At 64.8% G+C, this 11,902-nt stretch carries 15 protein-coding genes; 8 read left to right on the top strand and 7 right to left on the bottom strand.

Translation table 11 applies throughout. The features are described 5' to 3' along the window. Nucleotides 1–117 precede the first annotated feature (117 nt). The 4 genes from HAH_RS12455 to HAH_RS12440 all read left to right on the top strand — a co-directional run bounded on the left by HAH_RS12455 (nucleotide 118) and on the right by HAH_RS12440 (nucleotide 4,722). The gene (locus HAH_RS12455; protein ID WP_014041242.1) at nucleotides 118–1,698 is read left to right on the top strand and encodes a bacterio-opsin activator domain-containing protein; all 1,581 of its coding nucleotides are present in this window, start codon (nucleotides 118–120) and stop codon (nucleotides 1,696–1,698) included. 256 nt (nucleotides 1,699–1,954) lie between these two features. After that, nucleotides 1,955–2,926: a phytoene/squalene synthase family protein gene (locus HAH_RS12450; RefSeq protein WP_014041241.1), complete on the top strand. Its 972-nt coding sequence runs from the start codon at nucleotides 1,955–1,957 to the stop codon at nucleotides 2,924–2,926. A gap of 48 nt (nucleotides 2,927–2,974) precedes the next feature. Next, complete coding sequence (locus HAH_RS12445) at nucleotides 2,975–3,700, top strand: lycopene cyclase domain-containing protein (protein ID WP_014041240.1); 726 nt, start codon at nucleotides 2,975–2,977, stop codon at nucleotides 3,698–3,700. Beyond that, the gene (locus tag HAH_RS12440) at nucleotides 3,697–4,722 is read left to right on the top strand and encodes a Brp/Blh family beta-carotene 15,15'-dioxygenase (protein WP_014041239.1); all 1,026 of its coding nucleotides are present in this window, start codon (nucleotides 3,697–3,699) and stop codon (nucleotides 4,720–4,722) included. The genes HAH_RS12445 and HAH_RS12440 overlap by 4 nt, the downstream gene beginning before the upstream one ends. 59 nt (nucleotides 4,723–4,781) lie before the next feature. Here HAH_RS12440 and HAH_RS12435 read toward each other — a convergent pair whose 3' ends face one another. The 3 genes from HAH_RS12435 to HAH_RS12425 form a co-directional block, all read right to left on the bottom strand. Further along, nucleotides 4,782–5,078: a hypothetical protein gene (locus HAH_RS12435; protein ID WP_014041238.1), complete on the bottom strand. Its 297-nt coding sequence runs from the start codon at nucleotides 5,076–5,078 to the stop codon at nucleotides 4,782–4,784. A gap of 95 nt (nucleotides 5,079–5,173) precedes the next feature. Beyond that, on the bottom strand, nucleotides 5,174–5,497 hold the full coding sequence (locus HAH_RS12430; protein ID WP_014041237.1) for a hypothetical protein: 324 nt from the start codon (nucleotides 5,495–5,497) through the stop codon (nucleotides 5,174–5,176). 168 nt (nucleotides 5,498–5,665) lie between these two features. Further along, nucleotides 5,666–6,256, bottom strand: coding sequence for a 50S ribosomal protein L15e (locus HAH_RS12425; protein WP_008308034.1), 591 nt, complete (start codon nucleotides 6,254–6,256; stop codon nucleotides 5,666–5,668). Between the two features lie 258 nt (nucleotides 6,257–6,514). Between HAH_RS12425 and HAH_RS12420 the strand changes: the two genes are divergently transcribed. Next, nucleotides 6,515–8,461 (top strand): aldehyde ferredoxin oxidoreductase family protein, encoded by a 1,947-nt coding sequence (locus tag HAH_RS12420; RefSeq protein ID WP_014041236.1) that lies wholly within the window; start codon nucleotides 6,515–6,517, stop codon nucleotides 8,459–8,461. Between the two features lie 36 nt (nucleotides 8,462–8,497). Then, the gene (locus HAH_RS12415) at nucleotides 8,498–8,863 is read left to right on the top strand and encodes a hypothetical protein (RefSeq protein WP_014041235.1); all 366 of its coding nucleotides are present in this window, start codon (nucleotides 8,498–8,500) and stop codon (nucleotides 8,861–8,863) included. Here the strand turns inward: HAH_RS12415 and HAH_RS12410 are convergent. The 3 genes from HAH_RS12410 to HAH_RS12400 all read right to left on the bottom strand — a co-directional run bounded on the left by HAH_RS12410 (nucleotide 8,847) and on the right by HAH_RS12400 (nucleotide 9,976). Next, on the bottom strand, nucleotides 8,847–9,215 hold the full coding sequence (locus HAH_RS12410) for a hypothetical protein (protein WP_014041234.1): 369 nt from the start codon (nucleotides 9,213–9,215) through the stop codon (nucleotides 8,847–8,849). The two genes, HAH_RS12415 and HAH_RS12410, sit on opposite strands and share 17 nt — an antisense overlap. Before the next feature lie 10 nt (nucleotides 9,216–9,225). Continuing rightward, nucleotides 9,226–9,480 (bottom strand): hypothetical protein, encoded by a 255-nt coding sequence (locus HAH_RS12405; RefSeq protein ID WP_014041233.1) that lies wholly within the window; start codon nucleotides 9,478–9,480, stop codon nucleotides 9,226–9,228. Nucleotides 9,481–9,607: 127 nt separating this feature from the next. Next, nucleotides 9,608–9,976, bottom strand: a complete 369-nt coding sequence (locus HAH_RS12400; RefSeq protein WP_014041232.1) for a hypothetical protein — start codon at nucleotides 9,974–9,976, stop codon at nucleotides 9,608–9,610. 91 nt (nucleotides 9,977–10,067) lie between these two features. Here HAH_RS12400 and HAH_RS12395 point away from each other — a divergent pair, with 91 nt between their 5' ends. Next, entirely contained in the window at nucleotides 10,068–10,469 is a 402-nt protein-coding gene (locus HAH_RS12395) for a MoaD/ThiS family protein (protein ID WP_014041231.1), read from the top strand. A 30-nt stretch (nucleotides 10,470–10,499) separates the two neighbouring features. On the opposite strand, the gene HAH_RS12390 is transcribed toward HAH_RS12395, so the two are convergent. Then, nucleotides 10,500–10,772 (bottom strand): ubiquitin-like small modifier protein 1, encoded by a 273-nt coding sequence (locus HAH_RS12390; protein ID WP_014041230.1) that lies wholly within the window; start codon nucleotides 10,770–10,772, stop codon nucleotides 10,500–10,502. Nucleotides 10,773–10,936: 164 nt separating this feature from the next. Here HAH_RS12390 and HAH_RS12385 point away from each other — a divergent pair, with 164 nt between their 5' ends. Beyond that, nucleotides 10,937–11,899 carry a C-terminal binding protein gene (locus HAH_RS12385; RefSeq protein WP_014041229.1) on the top strand — a complete coding sequence of 321 codons (963 nt, stop codon included), beginning with the start codon at nucleotides 10,937–10,939 and terminating at the stop codon, nucleotides 11,897–11,899. Nucleotides 11,900–11,902: the final 3 nt, after the last annotated feature.

The following is an 11,902-nucleotide window of genomic DNA, read 5'->3' as shown; positions in this document are numbered from 1 at the left end:
GCGACTGACAGCGCTTAGAGCTTTCCGCACAGGCAACAGTTCCCCGTTCCGGGCCACACGTTTATTCACCCGCCGCCACTACACAGGGTATCGGCTATTCGGAGCCAGGGACACTGAATGAAGCCACCAGAGACACTCGCTCACTCGACGTTGGACACGCTACCCATCAATATCGCTGTCCTCGACGACGAGGGGACGATCCTGTTCACCAACCGCGCCTGGCGGGAGTTCGCGGGCGACGAGGATGGGGAGATGGAGGGGACGAACTACTTCGCGACGACCGACATCGACGCCGACGAGTACGCCGGGCAGGCACTCGGCGGCATCGAGTCGGTCATCGACGGTGAGCAGGACCTGTTCACGATGGAGTACCCGTGTCACTCCCCGGAGGAGAAGCAGTGGTTTCTGATGCGGGTCGCACCGCTGCCCGACGACGAGGCCGGGAGCGCAGTCGTCGCACACATCGATATCACCCAGCGGAAGCTCGCCGAGCTGGCGGCCGAGCGCCGCAGCGAGGAGCTCAAGGCCGAGCGCCAGAACCTCACACAGCTCGTCGACCGGGTCGACGGGCTGCTGAAAGCGGTGATGGGCGACGTACTGACCGTCGACTCGCGCGAGGCCATCCAGCAGACCGTCTGTGACCGGCTGGCCGAGGTCGACTCCTACCAGTTCGCCTGGGTGTCCGAACTCGACCTGCGCGACGAGACGCTGTCGTCGACGGCGCTTTCCGCCGACCACCCGACAACGCTGTCCATCCCGCTGGACGCCGACGACCCGGTTGCGAAGGCGGCCCGCACCGAGGAGATGCAGGTCGTGACCGGTGACATCGACGAGCAACACAGCCGACTCGCCGACTCCGACGTCGCGTCGGTCGCGGCAGTCCCGCTCGTCTCCGGCGAGTCGCTGTACGGCGTCCTTACCGTCTACGCCGACAGCGACGACGTGTTCGACCCTCGCGAACAGGCCGTACTGGGGACCATCGGGCGGGCGACCGCGGCGGCCATCGACGCCCGCGAGACCAGCCGGCTGTTGACCGCCGACAACGTCACCGAACTCGAACTGCAGGTCACCGACCCCGACGTTTTTTACATCGACGTGGCGAGCGAACTCGGCTGCTCGATGGAGTACGGTGGGAGCGTCCCCGACGGTGAGGAGACGGTGATGTTCTTCCTCGTCGAGACGGACGACCCCTCGGCGGTCTGTGCCGTCGCCGCCGACCACCCGCAGGTGTCGGGCGTCTCGCACGTCTCGACGGCGGACTCGTCGGCGCTGTTCGAATTCACCGTCTCGGACCCGCCGGTCGTCTCGGTCGTCGCCGACCGCGGGGCCCAGACGGGCGACATTCTGGTCGAACCGGGGAAGGCGACAGTCACCGTCACGCTCCCGGCGTCGATGGAGACCCGAAGCGTGGTCGAGCAGGTCCGCAGCCAGTATCCGGAAACGGAACTGCTCTCCGTGCGAGAACGGGACGAACCGCCGGTCTCCCGTCAGGCGTTCATCGCAAACGTCGAAGAGCGGTTGACCAACCGCCAGCTAACGGCGCTCCGGAAGGGGTTTCTCGGCGGCTTCTTCGACTGGCCACGCGACGTCTCCGGCGAGCAACTGGCCGAGTCGATGGACATCTGTCCGTCGACGTTCCACCAGCACCTCCGTGCGGGTGAGCGAAAGCTACTGGAAGAAGTGTTCGAAAACTGGTAACCAGTGCTTGCGAATCCCTACGCCTGCGGCGGACTCCTGGCACGATTCCCGAAGCAGTTTGGTAGTCCGCTTATACCGATAACAACCGTATATACATGTAGTGATACGGAACCAGTGTCCTGTTTGTCTCCGGCGAACCGACGGGACACAGTCCCCCGTGACAGCGGTGCACTCACGGATCGACCGAACTATTACGGACAGCCTGCCGACAAGTGCGCGACGCATCGCCCGCCGAATGACCGCCCGATAGCTTTCAATGCACTCCGATAACATCCAAACCAGCAAATCGATACAGCAGGAGACCGGCCGGACGTTTCACCTCGCGACGCGTCTGCTTCCGGAGCGTATCCGCCACCCGACCTACGTCATGTACGCCTTTTTCCGGGTCGCGGACGAGGTCGTCGACCAGACGGATGGGCCGCCCCCGACCGTCCAGCACGAGCAACTGGAGGTAATCCGCGAGGCCGCGCTCGGGAACGTCGACCCGGCCGAGACCGACCACGAGGCGGTCATGGCGGCGTTTCAGGACCTGGCCGAGCGTCACGACATCTCCGAGGAGACGATCAACGTCTTCATCGACGCGATGGAGATGGACATCGCACAGGCCCGCTACGAGACGTTCGAGGACCTCCGTGAGTACATGGGCGGCTCCGCCGTCGCTGTCGGCCACATGATGACGGAGGTGATGGACCCGCCACAGAAGGCGGAGGCCCTGCCCCACGCGACGGCGCTGGCCGAAGCGTTCCAGCTATCGAACTTCCTGCGGGACGTCCGCGAGGACATCCACGACTACGGCCGGGTGTACCTCCCACAGGAGACGCTCGACCGCCACGGCGTCACCGAGGAGCAACTGGCCGACGCCGAGGTCGACGACGCCTTCCGTGCCGTGATGCAGGAGGAACTGGCTCGGACCGACGAACTGTACCGCGAGGGCGTCGCCGGCATCCGATACCTCCCGGAAGACTGCCAGTTCGGCGTGCTGCTGGCTGCGGTCCTGTACGCTGACCACCACCGACTCATCCGCGACCGTGGCTACGACGTGCTGACGGAGACGCCGGAACTCACTCGTCGTCGCCGGCTGTGGTTGCTCGCCCGTACGTGGTGGCACTGGCGGCGCAACGGCGACCCCGAAGCGACGTTCTACACCGTGAGCGCTGTCTCCGAGCGCGGCCCCGGCGAGACGCCGACGGACGCCCACGGCCACGGGCAACCCGCGTGGCGTGGATGACAGCCACGCACCGGGTATCGTTTCTGACCACCGGCTGTATCTGAATTAATGTTGCCTACGCTCACGTATCTCCAGTTCCACGCCCTGTTCGTGGTGCCGGTCGTGGCTGGATTGGCACTGACGGCGACATACCGCCTCGGGAACCGCCGGGACGTCCTTACAGGGACGGCAATCCTTGCAGGCCTGGCGCTCGTCTACACGACGCCGTGGGACGGCGCGCTCATTCGACGCGGCGTCTGGTGGTACGGCGACGGCGCCGTACTGGTGCGGTTCTGGTCGATTCCCCTCGGCGAGTACCTCTTTTTCGTCTTGCAGACCGCGATGGTCGGGCTGTGGGTGGCCCGGTTTCGGGTGGACACTGAGCGCCAGCTAGCCACGCCGATGCGGACGCGGCTCGTTGGACTCGCCGCTGCGCTCGTCGTCGTTCTGTCCGGCCTCGTGCTCCTGCGCTCCGACTCGGGACTGTACCTCGGGTCGCTGCTGGTCTGGAGCGGGCCGATTCTCGCCATTCAGTGGGCCTTCGGCTGGCAGTTCCTCGCCAAGGAGTGGCGGACCGTCGGCGGCGCGACACTGGTTCCGGCGGCCTATCTCTGCGGTATCGACAGCGTCGCCATCCGACTCGGCGTCTGGACCCTCTCGAAACAGTACACGACCGGCTACACGATTCCCCTGCTCGACCTGCCCATCGAGGAGGCGGTGTTCTTCTTCCTGACGACGCTGTTCGTCGTGCAGGGAGTCGTGCTCTACATCTGGCTTCGGGACAGATGGGAATGAGCCGCCGCACCACCGTCGAGCCGTCGGTTCGCTACCGGGTCGCGCTGGTCCCCGGCTGGATCGCCAGCCTCGCCGTCGTTGCTCCGTTCCTCGCCGGGGTCTCGATACCGCCCGCGCTCCAGTACGCCCCGCTGGTCGTCAGTGCCGTTCTGCTCGGCCTCCCCCACGGTGCGGTCGACCACCTCGCGGTCGCACGCACCCGCGGAAAGCGCCCGGACTGGCGGGCTATCGCCCGCGTGTTCGCGCTCTACGGCGTCGTCGGCGGAACCTACGCCGTCGCCTGGTTCCTCGCGCCCGCGGCGGCGTTCGTCCTCTTCATCGCCGTGACGTGGTTCCACTGGGGGCAGGGCGACCTGTACGCGCTGCGTGCGCTGGCCGACGCCGACCACCTCCGAACCCTTCCGCAACGAATCGGAACCGTCCTCGTCCGCGGCGGCCTGCCGATGCTAGTCCCGCTGCTCGCGTTCCCGGAGTGGTACCGCCGCGTCGCGACGGACCTCGTCTCGCTGTTCGCGCCCGACGCCGTGGCCGCTATCGGCTGGGCGTTCCGGACCGACGTGCGGACCGCGCTCGCCCTCGCCTACGGCGCGCTCGTCGTGGCGACGCTGGCCGTCGGGTTCGCTCGCGCCGATGCCCGCCGGCCGTGGCTGCTCGACGCAGGTGAGACACTGGGCCTGCTCGCGTACTTCGCCCTCGTCCCGCCGGTGCTCGCCATCGGCGTGTACTTCTGTCTGTGGCACTCGCTGCGCCACGTCGCCCGCCTCCTGCTGGTCGACGACGACGCCACTGCCGCGCTCGAAAACCGCGACCCGACAGCTGCCCTGGCGCGGTTCGCTCGCGACGCCGCACCGCTGACCGCCGCTTCGCTCGCCCTGCTCGGCGGGCTGTACTTCCTCGTCCCAAACCCGCCGGGGTCCGTTCCGGAGTGGGTCGCGCTGTATCTGGTGTTTATCGCCGTCGTCACACTCCCCCACGTCGTGGTCGTTAGTATCATGGACCGCGAACAGGGTGTCTGGGGGTAGTCAAGGCAGACCGCACGGGAACAAGGTATCTGAGCGTAGTCTGACCGGACGCCGCGCGTTTACCGTCGGCGGTGCAGTCCGGCCGCACCGGCAATGATGAGACAGCCGGTGAGGAAAAGCACCACCCTGCCGTCGGCGTTGAACCGCAGCTGCGGACCAAACAGGAACTGCGCGCTCTCGACGAGATAGATACCAGTTCCAGCCCCGATGACTAGGTACGCCACAGTCGTCCGCTCCGTCACCCGTAACAGGCCGACTCCGACCAGTGAGAGACAGAGCGCCAGCACAATGTAGGTCATCGTTACCGAGAGCGCGAGGGCAGCGGCCGTCACTGCGAGGGAGGGCAGGGGAGTCATGGCAGAAATTCGATGGGACTGTGTATAATTTCTCGCATCCTTTCCGACGGCAGTGTTTAGTTTAGCTGGGCTCACGTCAGGCCCGCCCCACCGAACTACAGGATGGCTCCGGCGGTAGAGTCTCGCTGTATTCTTGTTTTATAGTAGTACGTCAGTAACGCCGCCAGGCCGGGAAAGACCACAAGCAACAGGATGGCAACCATCAACGCGACTATTGCTGGATTCTCGAAGCCCTGTTCTTGCGCATCGAACAGAACCCAGATTGTACTCACGCCAACGAACGGGAACCAAGCCACTGCAGCTAACGGGCCTAAAAGGCCATATCTGGCAGCAATTCCGACGACTGCCAGCCCGACCAGACCGAAGTACACCTTCTTCCACGTTGGCAGGCCACGGATACGGATGGCGATTTCGCCCATCGGAGTCCTGTCTCTCTCGTAAATACATAATGTTAATCAAGTATACACTTGGGGGGCCGTCGCATCGCTGAGATACCAGACTTGATTCCGGTTTGTTGCCAGTACAATCGTTGGCTGGCGGTGCTTCGCGGTGACCGCGTCGCCGCAAAAAACGAGACGTTGTTGGCTCTATTTGCCCTTGCCGCGGTTGCTGCGCAGCGATGGGCGGGTCTTCTCGCTCCCTTTGCCCTTACCGCTGAGGCCGCGGTTGCGGCGGCCGGCACCGGTCAGGCCGCGGAAGACGCGGTCGGCCTGGTCGTCGGCACAGATCCACGACAGGTCGTCGTCGTTCTGGATGGCCGGGTGGTTCGGGTCGATGAGGATGACCTCGTGCCACTTCTGTCGGCCGTCCTGGCCGACGGAGTAGCTGTTGAGCACGCGCAGGTTCGGGAAGGTGCGGGAGGCGCGTTCCTCGGCGACGCGCTGGATGTCCTTCCGGCGGGTGATGCGCGTGACGCCCTGGCGCTTGGACCGGCGACCGGCCTTGTGTCGGCGCTTGCGTGCGCCGCCCTTGCGGACGGAGACGCGGGCGACGACGACGCCCTGTTTCGCCTTGTAGCCTTGCGAGCGGGCCTTGTCGAGGCGGGTCGGGCGCTCGATGCGCTCGACGGCCCCTTCGTCGCGCCACTCCTGCTGGCGCTGCCACTGTAGTTCTGCGAGCTGTCCGTCGCCCGGGTTCTTCCAGGCGTCTCGAATGTACGAATATGCGCTTCGTGCCATATGTATTCACCACGGGCGTTGCGTGGTTCAAGTCGCGCTCGGCGCGACTCACATCCCGACCTGCACACGCAGGTGCCCGCTGGTGCCCGTCGTCCAGCGAGTTACCCGGAGTTTGCCGTTCGGAGTCTTAAACGGTTCGGACCAGACTCGCGGATGTGACCCGCTCACGCAGGGACGCGACCGCTGAAAACGTCGGATATCTGTGGTTTAGCAACACAAATCGTTAAGTTGTTCCCAGCCGGAGAGCCATGTATTACCATGACAGACCTTGGTGGCTTTCAGGACCATGTGGCGCGAATCGACCTCGGGGACGGGGACGTAGCCTACGAAGGTATCGACGAGGAAGACGCGAAAAAGTACATCGGTGCACGCGGGCTCGGCGTGAAGTACGTCTTCGATCAGGGACCGGACGTGGACCCGCTGGGTCCGGACAACCTGCTGGCGTTCATGAACGGGCCGCTGACGGGGACACAGGTGACGATGAGCGGCCGTATCGCCATCTGTACGAAATCGCCGCTGACGGGGACGGTCACTGATTCCCACCACGGCGGCTGGTCCGGAGCGCGGCTGAAATGGTCGGGCTTCGACGGACTGCTGTTCGAGGGCCAGGCCGACGAGCCGGTGTATGCGCTCGTTGAAGACGGCGAAGTGGAACTGCGCGACGCCTCGCACCTCTGGGGGCAGGGCGTCCACGACACCATCGACGACCTCGAAGGCGAGATCGAGGGCGGCTCGCTGGGCAAGAACCTCTCGGTGATGGCCATCGGACAGGGCGGTGAAAACGAGGTCAAGTACGCCTGTATCATCAACGAGGACGACCGCGCGTCGGGCCGCGGCGGCACCGGCTGCGTGATGGGCAACAAGAACCTCAAAGCCGTCGTCGTCAAGTCCAGCACCCGGATGCCCAAGCCGAAGGATCAGGAGACGTTCCAGGAGGGTCACAAGCAGGCGATGCAGGTCATCCAGGAGTCCGACGTGACCGCACCCAACGAGGGCGGACTCTCGATGTACGGCACGAACGTCCTGATGAACCTCACCGAAGAGATGGACGGCCTCCCGACGAAGAACGCGAAGTACTCTTCGACGCGCTCGTACTCGGACGCCGAAGGCGACGGCGAGCGCATTATGGATTCGGAGAACGTCTCCGGCGAGAACGTCCGGGAGAACATCCTGGTCGACGAGCCGACCTGTCACTCCTGTCCGGTCGCCTGCAAGAAGGAAGTCGAGGTGCAGGCGATGCACAAGGGCGAGGAGATGAACGTCCGCACGGAGTCCTACGAGTACGAGTCCGCGTGGGCGCTCGGCCCGAACTCCGGCCACGTCGAACGTGACAAGATCGCCGTGATGCTCGACCGGTGTAACGACGTCGGCGTCGACACCATCGACGTTGGCAACACCATGGCGATGGCGATGGAGATGACCGAGGAGGGCAAACTCGACGAGCTCGGCGACGGCCTGGACTGGGGCGACGCCGAGACGATGATCGACATGATCGAGATGATCGCCCACCGCGAGACGGAACTCGCGGACCATCTCGCTGAGGGGCCGGACCACCTCGCAGAGGAGTTCGATGCCCACACCAACTCGCTGGCGGTCAAGGGCCAGACGATGGCGGCTTACGACCCGCGCTGTATGAAGGGGATGGCAATCGGGTACGCGACCTCGAACCGCGGCGCGTGTCACCTGCGCGGCTACACGCCGGCGGCTGAGATTCTCGGCATCCCGGAGAAGGTCGACCCGCGAGAGTGGGAGGGCAAAGGCGAGCTGTGTGCCACCTTCCAGGACCTGCACGCTATCAGCGACTCCTTCGACATCTGCAAGTTCAACGCCTTCGCCGAAGGCATCGAGGAGTACGTCCTGCAGTACAACGGCATGACTGGGCTGGACGTGAGCGAGGAGGAACTGATGGAGGCCGGCGAGCGCGTCTACAACCTCGAACGGTACTACAACAACCTCGCGGGCTTCGACGGGTCCGACGACGACCTGCCAAACCGGTTCGTGGAGGGCGACGAGCACGCGATGCCGGCACAGGGCGGTTCCGAGGGCGAACTCGCGGAACTCTCGAAGATGAAAGACGAGTACTACGAGGTGCGTGACTGGGAGAACGGTGTCGTTCCCGACGAGAAACTCGATGAACTTGGCATCGACATCGGTCCCGGAACCGGCGTCAGCTCCGGTGGCGCAGCGGCACCGAGCGACGACTGAGACAGCCCCGGCAGCCGAACACACTTCAGTTCTCTAATGCGCAAGGAAGATATCGACGACTTCGAATTCCAGGTAGAGTCCCGACTGACCAGCCACGGCGTGTACGTCACCGAGTTCGACGACGAGGGCGAGACGTACCGGCTCACCTACGAGTCGATTTCGGCCGACGAGGCGGCCGTTATTCCCCACCGGGAAATCGGTCGCGTCATCAACGTCTTCCGGGACCTGCACGCCGATGACTGGTCCGGGGTCGACATCGAGGCGACGGTGACGGACCTCGAAGACACCGAACTCGGCGAATGGTCAGTCGACAGCGAGTGGATCGATGCCCTCGAAAACGGCGATCTCTCGGAGACGGACTTCTCCCAGCGCGTGCTGGAGACGATTACGGTTCGGAGCTGACCGCCAGCACGTCCCTGATTTCGAGCGTCGTCTCGAACTCCTCGCTTCTGTCCAGCCGCCGGCCGTCGCGCTCGAACTGGGCGGCGTGAGCCCGCCGAACCGCGTCCCGCTCGCGGTCGCTCAGCCCGAGTTCTGTACCGATACTGTCCCAGCGGCCCGACTCGGCACAGACGTAATCGGCCTCTCTGGGGCCGCTGATGCGCTCGTACTTCCTGTCGTAGCTCGCACGGTTCGCCCGGAGATACGTCTGGACCCGTCCGAGCAGGTCAGGGAGCTGGTCGAGCGGCACGCTGGCCTGTGTGCCGGCCAGCAGGACGATCTGCCCCTCGATGGGGTACGACGGGTCGGCCATCGCGCCCCGGTCAGCCGCCCGCCCGCATCGCTTTCTGTGCGAACTTCTCGATGAGCGGCTCCAGCGTCTCCGGCTCGCCGTCGAACTGGATTGTCACCTCGTTGAGCTGGAGGCTCGGCCCGATAGCGACTTTTTCCTCGGAGAGCGTTGCTGCCCAGCCGTCACCTTCGACGGTCGCGTCGCCGCGTTGCTCGCCGCCCAGGTTCTCCAGATAGCCGATAGCAGCCCGTGCCGAGATGCCGCGAAAACTCCGTTCACGCTCCATTACGTGGTCGTTACGGGTGCGGTCGTCTAAACTTATCGGCGGTCCGGCGCTCGTTTGCCACACCCGCGCTATCCCGGATGGCTCCACCTCTCCCGGACGGCGACGGCCTACCCCGGACGGATACACTCTATCCCGGCCGGATACCGTCGTCGACGATGCGGGCGTTGCGCTCGCGATTGATTCGCTCGTCTAAGTCCTCGTGGTCGTAAATCTGGGCGATGACGGCGGCGTGGAGGTCGCGCCAGGCCATCGCGTAGATGGGTGACTGACCCCATGCCCGAAGTTCGACAACGTACTCGTCGTAGGCCTCCCACCGGCTCTCGAACTGCTCGATGTGGTCGACGACGGCGCTGGCCGGCTCTTCGGTATTGAGCGCGGCGTTGAGCTCCCGCTCCCAGCCACCGACGGCCTGTTCCATGTCGCGTTTCGTGTCCTCGCTGTCCGGCGGTAGCGAGTCGACGATTCCGGCCGGAATCCCCAGTTCGATGTCGTCCATATCGCCACACAGAGTTCGCGGCCAATAAACCCCAGCGATGGGCGAACATGTTCGTCTCTACTGATTTGTGTCGGCGGGTCATAACACACGTATGAGCAGTGAGACAGTAGAGCGACAGTCGTCGGCACCGGACCTGACCACTGTCGAGGTCAGGTGTACCGGCCACGTCCGCCGGGTCGTCGGCGAACCGGCGCTGTCATACACGTTCGAAGGGAACACGCTACGTGACTTCCTCGACGCGTTCTTTCAGGAGTACGACGTGGGCGATATGCTCATCGCGGAGACCGAAGCCGACGCCACCACCGAGGGTTGGGCCCCGGAGATGGCGGACTTGCCGGGCGACTGGGCGAAAAACCCCGAAGGCGAGCAGACCAGATGCTACGCGCGAGTGGCGGTCAACGGCGAGTTCAACGAACACCTCGATGGACTGGACACTGAACTGGAAGCCGGCGACCGTGTCGGGCTGATGTTCCCGTTCATCTTCTGCTGCTGATTCGAGTCCCGCCTGCTCCGCCGGGCCGTTCTACCCCCCGGCGACTGGCGGGAACACGCTGAGTTCGTCCCCGTCCTCCAGCGCGGTCTCTAGCCCGTCGAGATGGGCAATATCCGTTCCGTTCCGGAGAATCGTCAGGTACTCCCGCAGTTCGCCGTCCTCGAACAGGTCCATCTCGGTGAACTCCTCGGAGAGCTGTCGGAGCACGTCACCCGCCAGGAGGCCGTTCTCGTACTCGCGCTGAACCGTCTTCTGTCCGACGGCTTCCCGGAAGTTAGCGAAAAACCGCAGCTCGATTTGCATACCGCTGGGTTGGCGGTCGAGTGGCTTAAATCACAGCGCTCGGACCGCGTGAATCGAACGAGCAACTGATTTATTCGTTGTATTCAATCGATTATGGACCTCGAATTCCTATTCGATGGGAACGACTTCGACCCGTTTTAGCGTCCCAGTCCATGACTCCGCGTATGGAACGTGTGGTCGCAAGCGATGACCCGATGATAGCTGTCGACCGACTGCGGGCGGCACTCGACGCCGATGTCGTTGTCGCGGAGACAGACGACGAGGACGCGGTCCGGGACGCTGCCGCCGGTGCAGCGGCGCTCGTTGTGGACGTGAACACGCCGGTCACCGCCGCGGTGCTCGACGCGCTGGACGACCTCCAGATCGTCGCGCGAGCGGGCGTCGGTATCGACAACATCGACGTGTCCGCGGCAGCGGACAACGGCGTAGCCGTCACGAACGTCCCCGAGTACTGCACGGATGAGGTCGCGACCCACACGGTGACGCTCCTGCTCGACTGCGTTCGGACACTCACGGCCTACGACCGCGACGTTCGCGACGGCGGGTGGGGCTGGGAGCGGACCCGACCGGTACACCGCGTCCGCGACCAGACGCTCGGTCTCGTTTCCTTCGGCCCCATCGCGAGACGAGTGCGCGACCAACTGCGGGGGTTCGACATCGACGTCATCGCCTACGACCCGTACGTCGACGCCGAGGAGATGGCCGAAGCCGATGTCGAGAAGGTCACGCTTGAGACGCTGTACGAGCGGGCCGACTACGTCTCTCTCCACGCGCCGTTGACCGAGAGTACGGCGGAGATGATAGACGCTGACGCGCTCGCGGCAATGCGCGACCACGCCGTCCTCGTCAACACCGGCCGCGGCGGCCTCGTCGACGAGGGAGCGCTTCGGGCGGCGCTGGACGACGGGACGATTGCGGCCGCCGGCCTCGACGTGCTGGCCGAGGAACCGCCGACGGCGGACCACCCGCTGGTCGGCCTTGACAACTGCATCGTTACGCCTCACGCGGCCTGGTACTCCGAGGAAGCCCGCGACGATCTCAACGCCGCCGTCGCCGCGAACGTCGAGGCCGCGCTGGCCGGTGAGACGCCATCGAACCGGATCGACCCCGAGACGGACTGGCTGTAAATA

This window comes from Haloarcula hispanica ATCC 33960 (assembly GCF_000223905.1).
Classification (GTDB): Archaea; Halobacteriota; Halobacteria; order Halobacteriales; family Haloarculaceae; genus Haloarcula; species Haloarcula hispanica.
Note: the sequence above shows the minus strand (reverse complement) of the source record. Positions and strands in the feature narration are given on the sequence as shown.